This window comes from Jatrophihabitans sp. (genome assembly GCF_051960575.1).
Classification (GTDB): domain Bacteria; phylum Actinomycetota; class Actinomycetes; order Mycobacteriales; family Jatrophihabitantaceae; genus JBQCEE01.
Map to the genome: position 1 here is coordinate 1 of NZ_JBQCEE010000140.1, position 18,141 is coordinate 18,141.

General features: G+C 73.3%; 18 protein-coding genes. 5 read left to right on the plus strand and 13 right to left on the minus strand.

All coding sequences use genetic code 11. The features are described from left to right. Positions 1 to 170 precede the first annotated feature (170 nt). From ACTHMS_RS07630 to ACTHMS_RS07645, 4 genes are read right to left on the minus strand one after another with little or no spacing between them, the layout of a single operon-like run. Complete coding sequence (locus tag ACTHMS_RS07630; RefSeq protein ID WP_440306088.1) at positions 171 to 1,367, minus strand: NADH:flavin oxidoreductase; 1,197 nt, start codon at positions 1,365 to 1,367, stop codon at positions 171 to 173. A gap of 11 nt (positions 1,368 to 1,378) precedes the next feature. Further along, positions 1,379 to 2,176 (minus strand): SDR family NAD(P)-dependent oxidoreductase, encoded by a 798-nt coding sequence (locus ACTHMS_RS07635; protein WP_440306065.1) that lies wholly within the window; start codon positions 2,174 to 2,176, stop codon positions 1,379 to 1,381. Positions 2,177 to 2,180: 4 nt separating this feature from the next. After that, positions 2,181 to 3,290: an NAD(P)H-dependent flavin oxidoreductase gene (locus tag ACTHMS_RS07640; protein ID WP_440306066.1), complete on the minus strand. Its 1,110-nt coding sequence runs from the start codon at positions 3,288 to 3,290 to the stop codon at positions 2,181 to 2,183. Further along, a complete protein-coding gene (locus ACTHMS_RS07645) occupies positions 3,290 to 4,906 on the minus strand; it encodes an acyl-CoA synthetase (RefSeq protein WP_440306067.1) in 1,617 nt (538 codons plus the stop codon). The genes ACTHMS_RS07640 and ACTHMS_RS07645 overlap by 1 nt, the downstream gene beginning before the upstream one ends. Before the next feature lie 98 nt (positions 4,907 to 5,004). On the opposite strand from ACTHMS_RS07645, the gene ACTHMS_RS07650 reads away from it, so the two are divergent. The 3 genes from ACTHMS_RS07650 to ACTHMS_RS07660 all read left to right on the plus strand — a co-directional run bounded on the left by ACTHMS_RS07650 (position 5,005) and on the right by ACTHMS_RS07660 (position 8,425). Continuing rightward, positions 5,005 to 5,802 carry a crotonase/enoyl-CoA hydratase family protein gene (locus ACTHMS_RS07650; RefSeq protein ID WP_440306068.1) on the plus strand — a complete coding sequence of 266 codons (798 nt, stop codon included), beginning with the start codon at positions 5,005 to 5,007 and terminating at the stop codon, positions 5,800 to 5,802. 284 nt (positions 5,803 to 6,086) lie between these two features. Further along, on the plus strand, positions 6,087 to 7,262 hold the full coding sequence (locus tag ACTHMS_RS07655) for an FHA domain-containing protein (protein ID WP_440306069.1): 1,176 nt from the start codon (positions 6,087 to 6,089) through the stop codon (positions 7,260 to 7,262). Further along, the gene (locus ACTHMS_RS07660) at positions 7,259 to 8,425 is read left to right on the plus strand and encodes a S8 family serine peptidase (protein ID WP_440306070.1); all 1,167 of its coding nucleotides are present in this window, start codon (positions 7,259 to 7,261) and stop codon (positions 8,423 to 8,425) included. The genes ACTHMS_RS07655 and ACTHMS_RS07660 overlap by 4 nt, the downstream gene beginning before the upstream one ends. Before the next feature lie 13 nt (positions 8,426 to 8,438). On the opposite strand, the gene ACTHMS_RS07665 is transcribed toward ACTHMS_RS07660, so the two are convergent. The 9 genes from ACTHMS_RS07665 to eccB form a co-directional block, all read right to left on the minus strand. Next, positions 8,439 to 11,234, minus strand: coding sequence for a BTAD domain-containing putative transcriptional regulator (locus tag ACTHMS_RS07665; RefSeq protein WP_440306071.1), 2,796 nt, complete (start codon positions 11,232 to 11,234; stop codon positions 8,439 to 8,441). Positions 11,235 to 11,334: 100 nt separating this feature from the next. Beyond that, on the minus strand, positions 11,335 to 12,042 hold the full coding sequence (locus ACTHMS_RS07670) for a hypothetical protein (RefSeq protein ID WP_440306072.1): 708 nt from the start codon (positions 12,040 to 12,042) through the stop codon (positions 11,335 to 11,337). Next, a complete protein-coding gene (locus tag ACTHMS_RS07675) occupies positions 12,042 to 12,371 on the minus strand; it encodes a hypothetical protein (RefSeq protein WP_440306073.1) in 330 nt (109 codons plus the stop codon). The genes ACTHMS_RS07670 and ACTHMS_RS07675 overlap by 1 nt, the downstream gene beginning before the upstream one ends. Further along, positions 12,368 to 12,751 carry a YbaB/EbfC family nucleoid-associated protein gene (locus ACTHMS_RS07680; protein ID WP_440306074.1) on the minus strand — a complete coding sequence of 128 codons (384 nt, stop codon included), beginning with the start codon at positions 12,749 to 12,751 and terminating at the stop codon, positions 12,368 to 12,370. The genes ACTHMS_RS07675 and ACTHMS_RS07680 overlap by 4 nt, the downstream gene beginning before the upstream one ends. Before the next feature lie 9 nt (positions 12,752 to 12,760). Continuing rightward, positions 12,761 to 13,657, minus strand: coding sequence for a hypothetical protein (locus tag ACTHMS_RS07685; protein ID WP_440306075.1), 897 nt, complete (start codon positions 13,655 to 13,657; stop codon positions 12,761 to 12,763). A gap of 5 nt (positions 13,658 to 13,662) precedes the next feature. Beyond that, the gene (locus ACTHMS_RS07690) at positions 13,663 to 14,040 is read right to left on the minus strand and encodes a hypothetical protein (RefSeq protein ID WP_440306076.1); all 378 of its coding nucleotides are present in this window, start codon (positions 14,038 to 14,040) and stop codon (positions 13,663 to 13,665) included. Between the two features lie 22 nt (positions 14,041 to 14,062). After that, complete coding sequence (locus tag ACTHMS_RS07695; protein ID WP_440306077.1) at positions 14,063 to 14,350, minus strand: WXG100 family type VII secretion target; 288 nt, start codon at positions 14,348 to 14,350, stop codon at positions 14,063 to 14,065. Between the two features lie 42 nt (positions 14,351 to 14,392). Beyond that, complete coding sequence (locus tag ACTHMS_RS07700) at positions 14,393 to 14,704, minus strand: WXG100 family type VII secretion target (protein ID WP_440306078.1); 312 nt, start codon at positions 14,702 to 14,704, stop codon at positions 14,393 to 14,395. A gap of 163 nt (positions 14,705 to 14,867) precedes the next feature. Further along, positions 14,868 to 16,250: a type VII secretion protein EccB gene (gene eccB, locus ACTHMS_RS07705; protein ID WP_440306079.1), complete on the minus strand. Its 1,383-nt coding sequence runs from the start codon at positions 16,248 to 16,250 to the stop codon at positions 14,868 to 14,870. Positions 16,251 to 16,446: 196 nt separating this feature from the next. On the opposite strand from eccB, the gene ACTHMS_RS07710 reads away from it, so the two are divergent. Continuing rightward, a complete protein-coding gene (locus ACTHMS_RS07710; RefSeq protein ID WP_440306080.1) occupies positions 16,447 to 17,481 on the plus strand; it encodes a type VII secretion protein EccE in 1,035 nt (344 codons plus the stop codon). Next, on the plus strand, positions 17,478 to 18,140 hold the full coding sequence (locus ACTHMS_RS07715) for a hypothetical protein (RefSeq protein WP_440306081.1): 663 nt from the start codon (positions 17,478 to 17,480) through the stop codon (positions 18,138 to 18,140). The genes ACTHMS_RS07710 and ACTHMS_RS07715 overlap by 4 nt, the downstream gene beginning before the upstream one ends. Position 18,141: the final 1 nt, after the last annotated feature.

Genomic DNA, 18,141 nt, shown 5'->3' on the forward strand with positions numbered 1-18,141 from the left:
GCCCTCGACCCGCAGCATCACGGTAGGGTGGCCGCGGCGGGTGACGGATCCCGGACGTCGTGCGGGCGCAAACCGCCGCACCGAGATTCGGGATCCGTCACGAGATCCGGGATCCGTCACGAGATCCGGGATCCGTCACGAGACGAGGACGCGGCGCGGCAGGCGCGACGTCAGCGCGAGGCGGCGGCGCGGGCCGGGGCGAAGGTGCCGAACTGCTTGCAGTGGCTGCCGACGTAGATGGTGGGCATGCAGCGGTTGCAGTGGATGCACTTGGAAGCGACGGCGGCGTCGGCCTGCATGCGGCGGACGAGATCCGGCTCGGCGAGCAGGGCGCGGCCCATCGCGACGAACTCGAACCCCTCGGCCAGCGCCTTGTCGATCACGGCCCGGTTGGTGACACCGCCGAGCAGGATCATCGGCAGCGACACCGCCGCGCGCACCCGCTTGGCGTCCTCGAGCAGGTAGGCGTCGGTGTACGGGTAGCTGTGCAGCCGGGTGCGGCCGAAGATGCGGATGCCGGTACGCACCGGTTCGCGCATCTGGGCGGCGAACTCCTTGAGCGGCGCGGGCCCCTTGAACAGGTACATCGGGTTGAGCAGCGACGAGCCGGCCGTCATCTCGAGGGCGTCGAGCGATCCGTCGGCCTCGAGCCAACGCGCGACCTGCACCGCCTCGGCGAGCCCGAAGCCGCGCTTGACGCCGTCGTCCATGTTCAGCTTGGCCAGCACGGCGATGCGGTCGCCGACCGCGTCGCGCACGGCCCGCATGATCTCGCGCGGGAAGCGCGCCCGGTTCTCGAGCGACCCTCCGTAGCCGTCTCGACGCCTGTTGAGGCGCGGCGACAGGAAGGCGCTGGCGAGGTAGTTGTGACCCAGGTGCACCTCGACGGCGTCGAAGCCCGCCTCGATCGCCCGCCGGGCCGCGTCGGCATGCGCGGCGGTGATGCGCTGCAGGTCGGCGATGGTCGCCGCCTTGGTCGGCATCATCGCGAGCGGCGAGATCATGCGGCTGGGCGACAGCACGGGCAGGCGGTTGCTGCGCCCGTCGGCCACCGGCCCGGCGTGACCGATCTGCGCCGAGATCGCAGCGCCCTCGGCGTGCACCGCGTCGGTGAGCCGGCGCAGCCCCGGCATCGCCTCGTCGCGCCAGTGGATCTGGCGCCGCTCGGTGCGTCCCTCGGGCGCGACCGCGAGGTAGGCGACCGTCGTCATGCCGACGCCGCCGACCGCCATGGTGCGGTGGAAGTCGATCAGCTCGTCGGAGACGAGCCCCTTCGGCGCACGCCCCTCGAAGGTCGCGGCCTTGATGGTGCGGTTACGCAGCGTGATCGGGCCGAGCCGCGCCGGCGCGAACGGGTCGGGGGTCATCGGCTCGGGGTTCAACGCAGGGCCACCTTCGGCAGTCGGTCGGTGAGCGGTGTCGGCAGGTAGTGGAGCAGCACCCGTGATGGTGCCGGACGCACCGAGTACCGGGCTCGAGGCCGCGGCGAGGTGACGGCCTGCCACACCACGTCGGCGAGCAGCGCGGGGTCGTGCGCCGAACGTTCCTCGCGCGCTGCGGCGCGACCGACCTTCGCCACCAGCCGCTGGAAGGGCGAGCCGGGCCGGCGGGCGGCAGCGAACTTCTCGGCGATGCTGCCGGTCATCGCGGTGCGGAACGGACCCGGCTGCAGGGTGATCACCGGGATGTCGACGAACATCAGCTCGCGGCGCAGCGCATCGGAGTACGCCTCGATCGCATGCTTGCTCATGGCGTAGGGGCCGTTCAGCATCAGCGCGTGCTGCCAGCCGGTCTCGGAGCTCACGGTGACGACCCGGCCGCCGCCCGAGCGCACGAGTGGGAACATCGCCTTGTTGACCCGGTAGGTGCCGAGCACGTTGACGTCCAACACCCGTTGTAGCGCCGCCTCATCGACCTCGACGAGCGGCCCCACCTCGAGCACGCCGGCGAAGTTGACGACGGCGCCGAGCCCCTCGGTGTGCGACGCGATCCGGTCGGCCGCCGCCGCGCAGGAAGCCCCGCTGGTCACGTCCAGTTCGAGACCGACCAGCCCGGGACGATCGGCAGGGGCCTTGAGGTCGGCGGCGAACACCTGCCACCCGCCGGCGACGAACCGCTCGGCCGTCGCCGCCCCGAGCCCGCCGGCGGCGCCGGTGATCAGCACACTGCGGTGCACGCCCTCAGCCGCCGCGGACCTTGTCCAGCCGCGTCATCGCCTGGTCGAAGTCGGCGACCAGTTCGTCGATGAGATCGGCGACCGGACGCACCGCGTTCATGCGTCCGACGATCTGGCCCACCGGCATGGCCACCACCGACGGGTCGTCGGCGACGGCGATGCGCTTGTGCGCCTCGGCCACGAGCAGATTCTGCAGGGGCATCGGCAGCGGCGACGGCGCACCCTCCTCGGCCCACGCGTCCGTCCAGCGCGTCCTCAACAGGCGTGCAGGCTTGCCGCTGTAGATGCGCGAGCGCACGGTCTGGTCGCTGCCGGCACCGACGAGCGCCTGCTGCATCGCGTGGCTGTTGCCGAGCACGTACTCCTGCGTGGTCAGCCAGTACGACCCCATCCAGACCCCGTCGGCGCCGAGCGCGAGGGAGGCAGCGATCTGCCGCCCGGAACCGATGCCGCCGGCGGCGAGCACGTGCCCGTCGGCCCCGACGGCGTCCACGATCTCGGGCACGAGCACCATCGTCGCGATCTCGCCGGTGTGACCGCCGGCCTCGGTGCCCTGGGCGATGACGATGTCCACGCCGTTGTCGATGTGCGAGCGCGCATGCTTGGCCTTCCCGGCCAGCGCTGCGACCGGCACGCCCGCGGCGTGCGCCTCGTCGATCACGTCCTTCGGCGGCGAGCCGAGGGCGTTCGCGATGAGGCGCGGCCGGTGCTGCAGCGCGACGTCGACGTGCGAACGGGCCACCGAGTGCAGCCAGCCGAGCACTCCCCCGGCGTCCGGGTCGTCGTCGGCGGGCAGCGGGGGCACCCCGAGCTTGTGCAGCGTGTCGTTCACGAACCGGCGGTGCCCCTCGGGGATGTACTGCCCGAGGTCGGTGACGGTGCCCTCGGTCGGTACCTTCGCCGGCATCACGATGTCGACGCCGTAGGGCAACCCGAGAGTGTTCGCGTCCATCCAGTCGAGCACGGCGTCGAGCTCGTCGGCCTCGTTGAACCGCACGCAGCCGAGCACCCCGAGCCCGCCGGCGCGGCTGATCGCGGCGGCCACGTGCTCGGACGGCGTGAAGCCGATGATCGGGTAGGTGATGCCGAGCTCGTCGCAGATCGGGGTGTGCATCAGACGGCCCCCGCCAGCTCGGCGCCGAGGTGCTGCTTGGCGTACTCGCCGGCCCAGCGGTAGTCGGCCTTGCCCGTCGCCAGCCGCTGCACCTTGTCGACCAGCCAGATCGCCCTCGGCACCTTGTACCCGGCGAGCTCGGCGCGCACGTGCTTGGTCAGCTCCTCGAACGTCGGGTGCGTGCCCGGCCGCGGTTCGACGACCGCCGCGACCCGCTGGCCCAGCCGCTCGTCCGGGACGCCGATCACCAGGACGTCGAAGACGTCCGGGTGCGACATGAGCGCCGCCTCGACCTCCTCGGGGAAGACCTTCTCGCCGCCGGTGTTGACGCAGGTGTTGCCGCGGCCCAGCAGCGTGATCGTGCCGTCGGCCTCGTGCCGGGCGAAGTCGCCGGGCACCGTGTAGCGCTTGCCGTCGACCTCGACGAACAGCCGCGCGGTCTTCTCCGGGTCCTTGTAGTACCCCAGCGGGATGTAGCCACCGCGCGCGAGCCGGCCGATCTCGTCCGACCCCGCGGGGATCGGTCGGTTGTCGAGGTCGATGACGATGGTGTCCTTGCCCGCCGAGACGCGTGGGCCGCCGACGCCCTGCTCGCTGTCCTTGGTCACCATGCCGATGCCCATGAAACCGGTCTCGCTCGAGCCGATCGCGTCGGTGATGATCACGTTCGGCAGCGCCTCGAGGTACTCGTTCTTCACCGCCTGCGAGAAGAGCGCGGCGCTGCTCGAGATCGCGAACAGGCTGGACGTGTCGTAGCTGCCGGCGCGGTACGCCTCGATCATCGGGCGGGCCATCGCGTCGCCGATCAGCACGATGAGGTTCGACTGCCGCCGTTCGACCGTGCGCCACACCTCCGCCGGGTCGAACTGCGTCAGCAGGTTGACGGTGTCGCCGCCGAAGAGCGCCATCAGCCCGGCCCACTGGGCGTTGCCGTGGATGAGCGGCGCGAGACAGAGCCGCCGCAGCCCGCCGCTCGCCTTGCCCGCCTCGGCCTGCGCCCACTCGCTCTCGAGCGGCGTCCCGGTCAGGAAGTCGATGCCGCCGCCGAGCGTGCGCCACACGTCCTCGTGCCGCCAGAGCACGCCCTTCGGCTGCCCGGTCGTCCCACCGGTGTAGAGGATGTAGAGGTCGTCGCCGCTGCGCTGCTCGAAGTCGCGGTCGCCGCGGCTCGACGCGAGCGCCTCGGTGTAGGCGACGCCCTGGAACGGCAGGTCGCTCTCGTCCTCGATCACGACCGTGTGCGTGACGCTCGGGGCGCCCGGCAGCGCCTCGGCGACGCGGTCGCTGAACATCCGCTCGTGCACGAGCGCGACGACGTCGGCGTTGTCGAGCACATACCGGATCTCGTTGGCCGTGTAGCGGTAGTTCACGTTGATGAGCGCCGCCCGCAGCTTGTAGACCGCCAGCATCGTGACGATCGACTGCAGCCGGTTGCGGGTGCACATGCCGACGTGGCTGCCGGCGCCGACCCCGTGCGCGGCCAGGTGGTGGGCGAGCCGGTTGGCCTGGTCCTCGAGCCCGGCGTAGGTCAGCTCGTCGTCGCCGCACGTGACGGCGAGGCGTTCGGGGAACCAGTCGACCGCGTGCTCGAACAGGTCCGCGATGTTGTAGGCCACGTGTTCCTCCCGCGTCGGGCGAGCCGGTTCCGGTCTCGCGGCAAAACTAGAACGTGTTATCGTTCGCCGCAAGACGCAGCTCGTGACAGGAGCGACCGATGACCGCGCCGACGCCCGACGACCAGCACCTGCTCACCGAACAACGCGGTGGCGTGCTCATCGTGACGATGAACCGCCCGGAGGCGCGCAACGCCCTCTCCCGGCCGATGCTCGACGGGCTCACCGCGGCGTGGAACCGGGTCGACAGCGACCCGTCGATCAGGTGCGCCGTCCTCACCGGCGCGGGCGGGGCGTTCTGCGCGGGCATGGACCTCAAGGCCATGAACAGCTCGCACCCGGGCGACAACGCGGGCTCGTTCGACCCGTCGTTCATCGAGCCGCTGCTGAAGGGACGCCGACTCACCAAGCCGCTCATCGCGGCGGTCGAGGGTCCGGCGATCGCCGGCGGCACCGAGATCCTGCAGGCCACCGACATCCGCGTCGCCGGCGAGTCGGCCCGCTTCGGCGTCTCCGAGCCGAGGTGGGGGCTCTTCCCGCTCGGCGGCTCGGCGGTGCGTCTCGTGCGTCAGATCCCGTACACGATCGCCGCCGACCTGCTGCTGACCGGCCGGCACATCAAGGCGGACGAGGCCTACCGCATCGGCCTGATCGGCCACGTGGTGCCCGACGGCACCGCGCTCGACAAGGCCCTCGAACTCGCCGGCATGATCGCCGCGAACGGGCCGCTGGCCGTGCAGGCCGTGCTGCGCACCATCCGCGACACCGAGGCGATGCCCGAGAACGACGCGTTCCGCATCGACGCCAAGCTCGGCATGCAGGTCTTCCAGAGCGAGGACGCGAAGGAGGGCCCGCGCGCCTTCGCCGAGAAGCGCACGCCGAACTTCCAGGGTCGCTGACGCCTTCCCTCGCGAGACCCGACCGAGATGCCGCAGGCGGGACGGGTCCCGGCGTCGACATCAAGATCCTTTTCTTGACCGAGCCGGATCACGGTGCCGACGGGCCCGCTCGCTACGCCCAAGATCGAAGTAGCTCCGTGGTCGGATATCGACCAGCGAGCTACTTCGATGTCGCGCGCCGCTCGTCCGCTGATCGCGGAGGCCCCCCCGCAGACCCCGCCGGAGTGGCAGGATGCGCTCACGGAACCGCGGTCGACGACGCGGGTGGACGGGAGCCTCGGGCGATGGACGCAACCGGCGCGGCACCACCGCGCGGCGTGCTCGTCGCAGGTCGTGACGCGTGGGCGCTGCTCGACCTGCCGCCGGGCGACCCGGTGGTGGCGCAGTGCCGGCAACTGCTTCGCGACCGTGCCGAGGCGGTCGACATCCGGGCGGTGCTCACGGCGTCGGCTGCCCCGCACTGGGCGATCGTCCGGCTCGACGAGGTGGGCGGACGCGTGCTGGTGCGCGGCGGGGCCACCGTGCAGGTGCAGGTCGGCGCGACCCGCGCGTCCGTGCGCAGCGCCGGGCGCGACGACGTGCGCACGCAGGTGCTGCCGGCGCGGCCGAACCACCTCGACCTCGCGCTGCCCGAACCGCATCCGGTGATCGGCGAACTGGCCCCCGATGCCGACACGGTGGCCTGCCGCAGTGCCGGTCTGACGGTGCAGGCGCCGTCGGTGCCGGACGCGTCGCCGGCCGGGTTGCCCACGGCCGGCCCGTGGCCGCCCCCGGCCCCGCACCCGCCCGCGCCGCCCACGGCAGCGCCGCAGGCGACAGCGCCGCAGGCGACAGCGCCCGCACCTGCGCGGCCGATCCCGCAGGCCGCACCCCCGCCACCGGCCGCACCGCGTCCGGCAGCCCCGGTGCGGGCCGACAGCACGCAGTACTTCGCCGACGCGGCGAGCTTGTTCAGCACCATGCCGGCGCCGGTCATCGAGACCCTGCCGCAGGAGGCGGCGCGCGGGGCGGACGTGCAGGCGGTGCGCTGCGAGCTCGACCACCTCAACCCGCTGACCAACCCGCTCTGTCGTGTCTGCGGGCGCCCCGTGCCACCGCAGCTCCCGGTGACCGTGCCGCAGCCGACGCTCGGCGTGCTGCGCTTTTCGACCGGCGCCGTCGTCCCGCTCGACCGCAGCGTGCTCGTCGGCCGCGACCCGGTCGACCCCACCCCGGGCAGCGGCCGCCACCTCGTCCCGGTCGACACCCCCCGGCGCGACGTCTCGCGCACCCACGTGGCGGTGTCGGTCGACGGCTGGCAGGTGCTCGTCACCGACCTCGGCTCGATCAACGGCACGCTCGTCACCGCGCCGTGGCAGCAACCCCGCCGCCTGCCCGCCGGCACGCCGACTCCGATCGAGCCGGGGACGACCGTGAGCCTCGCCGACGAGGCGGGCTTCCGCTACGAGGCCACACCATGAGGCGGCGGGGCGCGGGGCTCGCCTGCGCCCTGCTGGTCGCCGCCGTCGCGGTCGGGCCGTCGGCGCCGGCCGCCGCTGCCGATTGCGCACCGGCCGCCGGCGTGCCCGAGAGCACCGCGGTGCCCTTCGCGCAGACCCGGCTCGGCTTCCAGGACGTCTGGCCGGTGACCACCGGCGAGGGCATCACGGTGGCCGTGATCGACAGCGGCGTCGACACGGGCAACCCGCAGATGGAGGCGATCCGCTACCGGGCGGGCATCAGCGAGGTGCCGTCCGAGGCGACCGTGCGCGACTGCGTCGGGCACGGCACCGCCGTCACGGGGATCATCGCGGCGCCGAAGGTGCCGGGCACCGCGTTCACCGGGGTGGCGCCGGGCGTCACCGTCGTGCCGATCAAGCAGACCAACAGTGACCAGCGCGACCCGAACGGCACGGCCCGGCTCGCGGCCGCCATCGAGGCCGCGCTCGAGATCCGCGCCGTCCGGGTCATCAACGTCTCGATCGCGGCCGATGACGCACCGGCCCTGCGGCAGGCCGTGAGCGACGCGCAGCAGCAGGGCGTGGTCATCGTCGCGGCCGCGGGCAACGACGCGCAGGGCAACAACGCCGTGCCCTACCCCGCCGGCTACTCGCAGGAGTTCGACAACGTGCTCGCCGTGGCCGCGGTCGACCAGACCGACCAGACCGCGTCGTTCTCCGAGCACGGCCGGTACGTCGACATCGCCGCGCCGGGTGTCGGGATCGAGGCACCCGCACCCGGCTCGGGGTACTCGCTGAACCTGCAGGGCACGAGTTTCGCCACGCCGTTCGTCACCGGCGCGGTGGCCTTGGCATGGTCGGCCCACCCGGAGCTCACCGCCGCGCAGATCGTGCGGCGGCTGGAGGCCACCGCCGCGCCGCCGCCGGACTCGGTGCCCACCACGTCCTACGGCTACGGGATCGTCGACCCGGTGCGTGCCGTCGTCGCCCAACCGGCAGCGCTCGTACCCGCCTCGCCCGTTGGCGCAGACCGGGTCACGCTCCCGGCGCCGTCGGCCACGACCGACAGCACGACCGGCGTCACGTCCTTCGCGGTCGCGGGCGGCCTGCTCGGCCTGGCCGCGCTGCTCGGCGCCGGCGCCGCCCTGCGCCGCCGCCGCGCACCGTTGCGCCCCGCCGGGTGACGGCGCCGTCCGCTCACACCAGCAGCTCGGCGACCACGTCGTCGAGGGCCTCGGCCAGCGCACAAGTCTCGATCGCGAGCACCTCGACGGGCGGCAGCGAGGCGGTGCTGACCGCCGCCGCGGCCCGCCGGTCGGCGACCTCGTCGGGCGTGAACGCCTGGGCGCCGAGATCGCGCCGGACCCGCTCGGCGACGGCGAGCAGGCGCACCGCCTCGGCGGGTCGCCGGGCCGCGACGGCGAGGTAGGCGAGGGCCTCGAGGACGTCGGCCTGGCCGGCCGGCAGTTCCAGTTCGCGGTAGAGCCGGAGGCTGCGCAACGACATCGCGCGCGCCTGGGCGAGATCACCCCGGCGGCGGGCAGTGACACCGAGGTTGTAGGACGCGGCCGCGACGCCCCGACGGTCGCCCCGCCGCTCGAAGCGCCCGACGGCGGACACGAACGACTCGTCCGCGTCGTCGATCCGGCCGAGGCAGCGCAGCGTCACCCCGAACGCCATCTCCGCCGCAGCGATCGCCGCGTCGTCGCCGGTCGACACGGCCGTGCGCAGCGCATCGGTCGCCGAGCGCAGCGAGGCATCGAGGTCGCCGGATGCTGCCGCCGTGGCGCCCAGTTCGGTGAGACCCCGGGCGACGCCGACGGTGTCGCCGTGGTCGCGGTAGCCGTCGACGGCCTGCGTGGCCAGGCGCCACGATGCCGGCAGATCGAGCTCACTGCGGGCGAGGACGGCCGCAGAGAGCAGCGCGTCGGCACGCTCCGGCGCCTCCGGCGGTGCCGCGTCGAGCAGCTGTGCGAGCCGACGGCGCCCCTCGGCCCCACGGCCGGCCAGCGCCCAGAAGTCAGCGACGGACACGGCGATGCGCAGCCCGAGGACCGGGCCGGCCGTGACGCACCAGTCGAGCGCCGCGCGGACGTTGTCGTACTCGGAACGCAACCAGGCCAGCTGCGCGCGGTGCGCGGCGCCGCCGAGCGGTGTCGCCACCGAGGCCGCCACCCAGTCGGCGTGACGGCTGCGGATGTCGCCGGCCTCGGGAGCGTCCGCGAGCCGTTCGGCGGCGAATTCCTCGATCGTCTCGAGCATCCCGAAGCGGGTGCCGTCCGGCGTCCCGGTGACCACGAGCAGCGACTGGTCGACGAGACGGCGCAGGCCCTCGCCGATCGTCGCGACCTCGAGCGTCCCGTCCGCCACCACCGTCTCGACGGCCGGCAACTGTGCCCCGCCGGCGAACACCGACAGGCGCCTCAGCAGGCGTTGATCCGCTGGATCGAGCAGGGCGTGGCTCCAGTCGACGGCGGCCCGCATCGTCGCGTGCCGGCCGTTGCCGCCGGCGCGTGCGGCGAGGTCGAGGCGGTGCACGAGTCGCTGCTCGATCTCGTGGATGGTCATCGCCCGCAGCTGCGGTGCGGCCATCACGATCGCGAGCGGCAGACCGTCGAGCCGGCGGCAGACCGCGACGATCGAAGGGAGCGTGCCGGCGTCGACGGCGAACCCGGGACGCACCGCCGCGCCCCGGTCGGCGAGCAGGCGCACGGCATCGGCCTTCGCCAGCGCCTCCGCCGGCGCACCCTCGGCAGGGAGCGCGAGCCCGTACACGGTCCAGACCGCCTCGCCCTCGACGTCGAGCGGCACCCTGCTCGTGGCGAGCACCCGCACGCCACTGCAACGCGCCAGCACCTGCACCACGGCGGCGCGCACGTCGGCCAGGACGTGCTCGCAGTTGTCGAGCACCAGCAGGCTGCGGCGCCCCGCGAGTGCAGAGGTGATGACGTCGAGCTCCTCGCCCGGACGCTGCCGGGCGCCGAGCGCCGCCGCGACCGTGGCGACGACGTCGCTGCCGGTCGTCACCTCCGCGAGGTCGACGATGTTGGTGCCGTCGGGGTGCGCACCCTGCTGCTCGCGCGCCAGCTGCAACGCCAGGCGGGTCTTGCCCGCGCCGCCCGGCCCCACCAGGCAGAGCAGGCGGTTGCGGGCGAGCACGCCGGCCAGGTGGTCGAGCTCCCAGCGCCGGCCGACGAACCGGCCGGCCGGTGCCCGCAGCGACGCGGGCTGCACGTCGAGCGTCGGGTCGCGCACGGTGATGGCCCGGGCGAGCGCGACGGTCGCCTCCGCGGCCTCGGCGCCGATGGCCGCGAGCGCCCCACGCAGCCGCTGGTAGGCCTCACCCGCCTCGGTGACCCGCCCGCAGCGGTAGAGCGCGAGCATGAGATGGGTGGCCAGCCGCTCGTCGTCCGGATGGTCGAGCACGAGGGACGCGAGGTCGTCGACGATCACGGCGTGCCGACCGCGGGCGAGCTCGACCCCGAACAGGTCCTGGGCGGCGGCGAGCCGCGCGCCCTCGAGCCGGCGTCGCTCGGCCCGTGCCGCCGCCGTCTCGCTGCCGTCGTAGGGCCTGCCGCCCCAGAGCGCCAGCGCCTCGCGCAGGGCCGCGGCGATCTCGTCCGGCCGCTCGAGGTCGCGGCGGCGGCGCAGCATGTCGTCGAAACGGTGCACGTCGATGTCGTCGCGGTCGACCTCGAGCGCGTAGGCGCCGCCGGTGTGGCGCAGCCGGTCACCCAGCGTCTTGCGCAGGGCGGACACGTGCACCTGCAGCGCCGTCGTCACGGTCGCGGGCGGCTCGTCGCCCCACAGTTCGTCGATGAGCCGCTCGACCGGCACCGGCTGCGGCGCGTGGATGACGAGCAGCGCCAGCAGGTCGCGCCGCTTGCCGACGGGCACGGGCACGGCGCGCCCGTCGTGACGCACGGCGAGCGGCCCGAGCGCGGTCACCGCCACCTCGACCACGGGCCGACTCGCGAGTGCCGAGCTGCCCATGGCTCACCTGCCCGCCTCGCGGTCTGGCGCGCAGGCTACCGCCGACGGCGTCGCACCGGGAGCCCCGCGCAACGCCGTCGGCCGCACCACGCGTCCTCGATCAGGACGTGGACGGCGGGGTGACCCCCGATCCGTGGCCGGACAGGAAGTCGGACCCGATCTCCTTCAGGCCGCCCGTCAACGATCCGGCGAGCGAGTCGCCGAGGTTCCCGCCGCCGGCCAGGTGGCCGAGGGCCGCCGCCGCCTGCCGCACCGCGACCTTGACAAGCATCTGCAGCGCGTTGTCGAGGATGTCCTTGATCTCGGTCTTGATCGCCTCGACCGCCGCCTCGATCGCCGCCTCGACCAGACCGCGGACGAAGAGGATGAAGCCGGGAATGGAGGCGGTGGATGCACCGAACGTCGCCCACGCCGCCGCGAGGGCGCTGAGCACCTCGATGAGCAGCTGCACGAGCTGGATCACGCAGTAGATCTTCAACGCGATCACGACGCCGGCCATGACGTAGCACGAGAGCCGGATCAGGTCGGAGCCGACGCTGTCGTCGCTGAGTCGCTTGAGGGGTCCGTCGTCGCCGTAGAACCAGTCGGTGAACGCGGCGATGTCCGAGTCGCTCACGTCCTGACTGTCCATGCCTGCCACCATCTTGGCGGTCTGCTCGGCCTTCTGCGCGATGCTCAAGGCATCGCCCGACATGCCCGACCAGTTGTTCGCGATCTCGAGCAGCTGGAACTCGTCGACGTCGGGCCAGTGCACGCCGATCCAGCTCAGCGGCGGGATGAGGAACCCGGGCAGGGTGTCGAACGCCATCACGAGCCCCCGTTCTCGACGGCCTGCATGAACGTGTTGAACGCCTTGGCCAGGTCGTCGTCGGTCGCGCCGATCGCGTCGGCCCAGCTCTTGACCGAGTCGGACGCGAACTTCAGCAGGTCACGATGCGAGGCGAGCGCCTCCTCGAACCAGCTGGCGGCGAAGGTGTACAGGGCGCTGAAGGCCTGCGAGACGATCTCGCTGCCGAACGGCAGGGCGTTGATCGTCGACTGCAACTCGTCGACGCCGTGCTGCACCTCGTCGGCCAGCCCCGAGAACTCGTAGACGGCCTTGGCCATCGTCTCGAGGTCGACCGAGATGCCGGTCATCGCGCACCCGGCCGGGTGCGGGCGGCGACGTCGGACGCCAGGGACAGGATCTCGTCCAGCCGTCGCTGGGCCTGGAACCCCATCTCCTCCAGCGTGGCCTTGAGATCCGCCGGCACGGCCGAGGGCGGCGGCGCGGCCTGAAGTTCGGCCTGCACACCCGCGCGCGCCGCGTCGAACGCCTCGCGGATCGCCAGGGCGAGATCCTCAGCCGCCAGCCGCATGGCCTTCGGCGCGATGACCAGGTCGGTGATGCCCCCCGTGCCGTCGAGCGTCACCGACACCATGCCGTCGGCGGCCTCTCCCCGGGCGCGCAGTTCCGCGAACCGCGCGACCAGTCCGGACACGTCGGCGAAGGCGCCCCCACTCGGTGGCGTAGTCATGTCAGCTCCTCAGGTGATCACGTTCGAGGGGGCGTCGCCGCCACCCCAGATGTCGTCGTCCTCGTCGAGCCAGGTCGAGCGCTGCCGCTCCTGCTCGTCGTTGCCGGCGCCGCCACCGCCGGCGAACGGCGGCAGGAAGCCACCCCCGCCGGTGCCGGTCGCGCCGACCCCGCCCGGCGCACCCGCGCCGGCCAGTCCGGCCCCGGTCGCGCCGGCGCCGAGGCCGGTGCCCGTGCTGCCGAGTGCGGCGTCCCCGAGCCCGCCGACGCCCGCGCCGGCCAGGCTCGAGCCGCCGCCGCCGAGCCCGCCGATCCCGGCGCCCCCGCCCGCGTGGAACGGCGGCGGGGTGTACGCCGGTCCGGTCGGGACCTGGCCGAGCGAGCCGGGCCCACCGCCCGCGCCCGGATGCGCGCTGTGCGAGAACGGCAGGTGCGCGGTGAGGCTGTTCGGCATCCCGTGCATCGCGTTCTCCTCAGCGGTGGTGAAGTTGCTGAAGATCGTGTGCGCATCCGTGTCGTTGTCGTCGCTCAGCTGCATCGCAGCGTTGCGGTAGGCCACCCAGGCGCCGTGGAACGTGTCGAACGATGTCGCGATCTGCTTGGCGTTCGCCGCGATCGTGCCGGCATCGGTCTTGAGGATGTTGATGATCGCGAGCGCGTCGTCGGCCTGCTTGCCCTGCCACGCGTCGGCGAGGTCGGCCGCGATGTTCGCGAGCCGGGTCTGCACCTCGCCGCCCATGAAGGTCGCCGTGTCGTTGAGCTGGTTCACGATCGCCGCGAGCTGCTCGGGATCGCTCTTGGTGAACTGGTCACGGACACCGGGCGCGTTGCCCTGGTGGGCCACGATGATGCCGAAGGAGTTGGCGTCGGTCGTGTAGGTGACCGAACGATCGGTCGGGTCGGTCATCGCGGTCAGCCTCCCTGCTGCTGCTTGAGCTTGTTCAGCTCGCCGGCCAGGTTCGTGTCGCTCGCCCCGTAGCCGCTCGCCGTGGCGGACGCGGCCTGCTGCAGCTTCTGCAACTGGGTGGTGATGATCTGGAAGGTCTTGTCGAGCGCGCCGTACTCCTTCTCGTACGCGTCGGCGAAGATGTCGTGGTTCGGTCCCCAGAACGGCGCGAGCATCGTGCGGATGTCGCGGGCGTTCGACAGCGACGGGTAGCTGCCGGGGATGTAGTTGCCGGTGATGTCGTCCGACAGTTGCTGGATCTTGTCGGCCACGGCCTGCAACTTGTCGGTGTCGACCTTGAAGCCCGTGTCGGTCGTGCCGCCCGACCCGCTGGGTTGCGTCATGGTGCTCCTCCCCGGACCGGTGTCAGCTCCAGTTCGACTGGGCGGCGCGCTCGGCCTGCTGGTAGTTCTCGTGCGCGGTGCCGACGGCCTGGCCGATGGTGCTCAACACCTGTGCCAGGGCCTGGGCCGCGTCGTCCCACTGCTTCTTGCACTGCAGGTAGGCCTCCTGCGCGGCGCCGCTCCAGGACTGGATCATCGGCTGCAGGTCGGACTCGAGCTGCTCGAGCGTGCTGGTCAGCGCCGAGAAGGTGCGGTTGATGCCCTCCTGGCCGGAGGCCAGGGACTCGAACTGGACGTGGATCTCACCCATGGTCGTTGCTCCTCTTCCGGTGATGTGGGGTGGTGGTCGGGGTCAGCCGTTGATCTGGCCGGCGAGCCCGGTCAGCGACGAGCTCTGGTCGGACTCGTTGGTGCCGTAGGTGCGCTGCGTCGCGACGAGCGACTCGTGCATCTGGCCGAGCGCGGTGACGATCTTGTTGGCCTGCTGCTCGAACGCGTCGTGCACCTGGACGAAGGCGTTCGCGGCCTCGCCGCGCCAGCCGCCCATCATCGTCTCGACCTCCGAGCGCAGGGTCTGGATGTGGCCCTGGATCTGGGTCTGCGCGTCCTCGACCTTGACCGCGCCCTGGGCCATGGCCTCCTGGTTGGTGGTGTACTGCGCCATCGCTGCCTCCTCTGTTCGCCGAGTGGTGCTGCTGTGCCCCGGACTGCTCGGTGAGGCACACCCTGCACCGCCGCGCTAAAGCACGGCTTAAACGAGGAGGTTGTGTTCGCGGTCCGTAATACCTGCCGCCGGCGGTCATGCCAGAGGTCGCTCACAGGCGAGGTCAGGACGCGGTGGTGCGCGCCTTCGCCGGGTCGAGCGCGGGGCCGCCGGGCAGCGTCGAGAGCAGGAAGTCGGGCACGACGTCGGCCGTCACGTCGGCGTAGCCGAGCATGCCCTGCACCTCGGCCGAGGGCAGCGCGTAGCGGCGCCCCGGGTCGGCGACGAGGAAGACGGTGGCGCTGTGCGCCGAGCGGACGAGCGCGGCGCCACCGGGGGGGACGACGATCGAGTCGGCGGTGCCCTGCTGCGCGGCGCTCGACTCGGTGACCGAGCCGAAGCCGGTGACGCCGGTCGTCGACGGCAGTGCGAACGTCGGGGTGGGGTCGGAGGGCTTCGCATACACGGCGCAGAGACCGCCGCGCCGTGCGGGGTCGCCGTCGAGCTTCGGTACCGACGGCGGCAGCAGGCGAACCTGCGAGGCGATCGGCTCGCTGTCCCACTGCTGCGAGCGCGGTGCACCCACCAGCGACGCGGCGCTGACCGTGGTGGCGTTGCCGCCGAGCAGCACGGCGTCGAGCGGGTCGATGGGTGCGATGCCGTCCGAGAGCACGACCCGCCAACTGTCGTCGTCTCTGACGTGCAGCACCAGACCGACCGGTCGGTCGGTGCCGTTGATCGACACGGCGGTCGAGGCGCCGCTGCTGTCGAGCCGCGGCTTGGTGAGCCGGCCGCCGAACGGCACGGCGTCGAGGAAGGCGTCCGTGACGACGAGGGGTTGCGCCGAGTCGAGCCCGAGTTGCGTGGCCACCCGGTCGTCGGCGAGGTCGTAGCGGCGGCCCTGCCACAGCAGCGACCGCGTGCCGCCCGGGGTCTGCACGACGACACCGACCGCTGTCGGCAGGGCCGTCGTGGACGGACGCACGCCGAGCGAGACGTCGGTGCGGGCCTGCACCCCGTCGACACCGTGGCGCACGAGGCGGCTGCAGCTGACGAGCGGCTTGTGCACCAGGCCGGAGGCCGCGGGCAGGGAGTCGGGCAGACCGGCGATGCCGATCGTGGCGCCGCGTCGGCGGTGGGCGAGGTCGGCACGTGCTGCGGTGACGACGTCCGGACCCTTCCCGCTGCCTGCGGCGAGTTCGGCCGAAGTGAAGTTGAGCGCCGGGTGCAGCACGCCGCCGAGCACGACGTAGCGGGCGCCCGTCTCCTCCTCGATCACGACGGTGCCGTCCTTGCTCGCCGTCGTGGCAGCACGGCCGCCGAGCAGTCCCTTGAGCGCGGCGCCGCCGACCACGAGCAGCGCGACGAAGACGCTGACCAGCGTGATCGTCGTGAGGCGGCGCATCGGGGCATCGAGGGTGTCGGGTTCGCCCGCGACGAGGGCCGACTGCGCGCGGCGCGTGAGGAAGCGGTACGCCTGCAGCTGGTCACGGCGGGACTGCGCCACGGTGTGCCCTCCCCCTGCCTGTGATCGCGGGTGCTCCCACGGCCGGTCGCGGCTCATCGTAGGGCTCAGGGGCCGCGCGCGGGACGGCTTCCGCGGACGACCTCGTGGTGGCGCGACGATGGCGCCGCCCGCCGCGAACTGCCATGATGCGGCGGCACAGGACCGACCCACCGCTGTCGACGATCCGAGGTGGTGCATGCCCCAGCCGACGCGAGAGCAACTGCTGCTCGTCGAGGTGGCGGGTGCCGCCGGCGTGGGCGGTGTCGCCGCGGGCGGCGTGTGGCGCATCGTCGGGGTGGCCGCCGGCGTGCTCGTGCTGCTGGTCGCGCTGGCTCCCGTGGGGCGGCTGTGGCTGTACCAGGCGGTGCCGGCGTGGTGGTCGCTGCGAGGGCGGCGCCGGCAGGCACGCTCGGCCGGGCTCGTCGGGCTGGTCGGCGAGTTCGAGGTGGTGCCCGTTCCCGCCACGACGCGCGGCCGGGCGTTCGCGGCGATCAGGTCGGGCTCGACCTGGAGCGTGCCGCTCGAGGTCGCGCTCGACGGCGTCCTCGCCGACGACCGGCCCGTCCCGCTCGAGGCACTGCGCTCACTGGTGCGCGTCGAGGACGTCGTGCTCGGTAGCGTCCGGCTGCTCACGGTCGCGCACACCGCATCGCCGGTCGCGGCGGCGCCACTCGGACCGCTGCCGCCGCTGCCGCACCGCGCCGGCCGCTACGTCGTCCTCACCCTGGACGCGTACCGCTCGGTCGACGCGATCAACGCGCGCGGCGGCACGGACGCGGCCGTCACCCAGATCCTCCGGCGCTGCAGCGTGCGTGCGGACGAGGTGCTGACCGCCGCCGGACTGCGCGTGCGGCTGCTGGACGAGGCGGCGACGCAGGACCTGCTCGCCGAGGTGTTCGGGCCGCCCGGCGGACCGGTCGCCGCGGACGAGACCCGTGGCGGTGTGCGCATCCCGGGTGGCTGGTCGCGCACCGGCGGCCTCGACGCCGCACACCGCACCGCGGACCTCGGTGGGCTCTATGCCGCGCTGCCCGGCCGCACCGTGGTCGACGCCGTGCTCGCCACGCCCGAGGGCGACGGCGTGCGGGTCGAGCGGGTCGTCCGCGTCATGGGCGGCGAGCAGCCACGCGAGCTCGCCGACGGCGCCCGCCGCGCCGGCGTGCGGCTGCGCACCGCGCGCGGCGACCAGGCGTCGCTGCTGTGCGCGACCTCCGCGCTGGGGTGGGCGTGACTGCCCCGACGCGTCGCCCGACGCCGGTGCCCGCGCCGCCCGCGAACGGACTGCCGCCGACGCCGCCGTCCGCACCGCCCCCGCAGGTCGAGGCGGTCGCCGCGCCGGTGACGGGGCTGCACCTCGGGCGCGGGCGCACCGGTCCGGTCGTGCTGCGGCTGTTCCGACGCGACGGCACCCGCGTCGCCGTCCTCGGTGCCCCGGCGCCGGCGCGGCTGCTCGTGCTGCGTGCGGTGGCGGCGGGCGTACCGACGGCGGTCGTGACCCCCCGCCCGGCCGGCTGGTCGGCGCTGGGTGGTGTCGTCCTGGCGCCGCCGGGATCGGCCCCGGACGCTGGCCTGGTGGCCGACGAGGCCCGGACGAACGACGTCGGCCCCGTCGGCGCGGTGAAGGCGTGGCAGTGCCGGGTGGAGTTCCGCACGCCGTTCGTCGCGAACGACGTCGTCGCCCTGACCAACGCCGACCTCGTCGTCACCGCACGACTCGACCCCGAGGTGTCCGGCGGGATGCGCGGGGCGTTCGGCCTGTCGCGCGACGACGCCCGGGTGCTCACGTCGCTCGACCCGGGCTCGTTCGCCGCGGTGCACCGCGGGCGGCTGCAGGTGATGTCGCTCGACCCGACACCCCCGGAACAGGCGCTGCTCGCCCGACTCGGGTGAC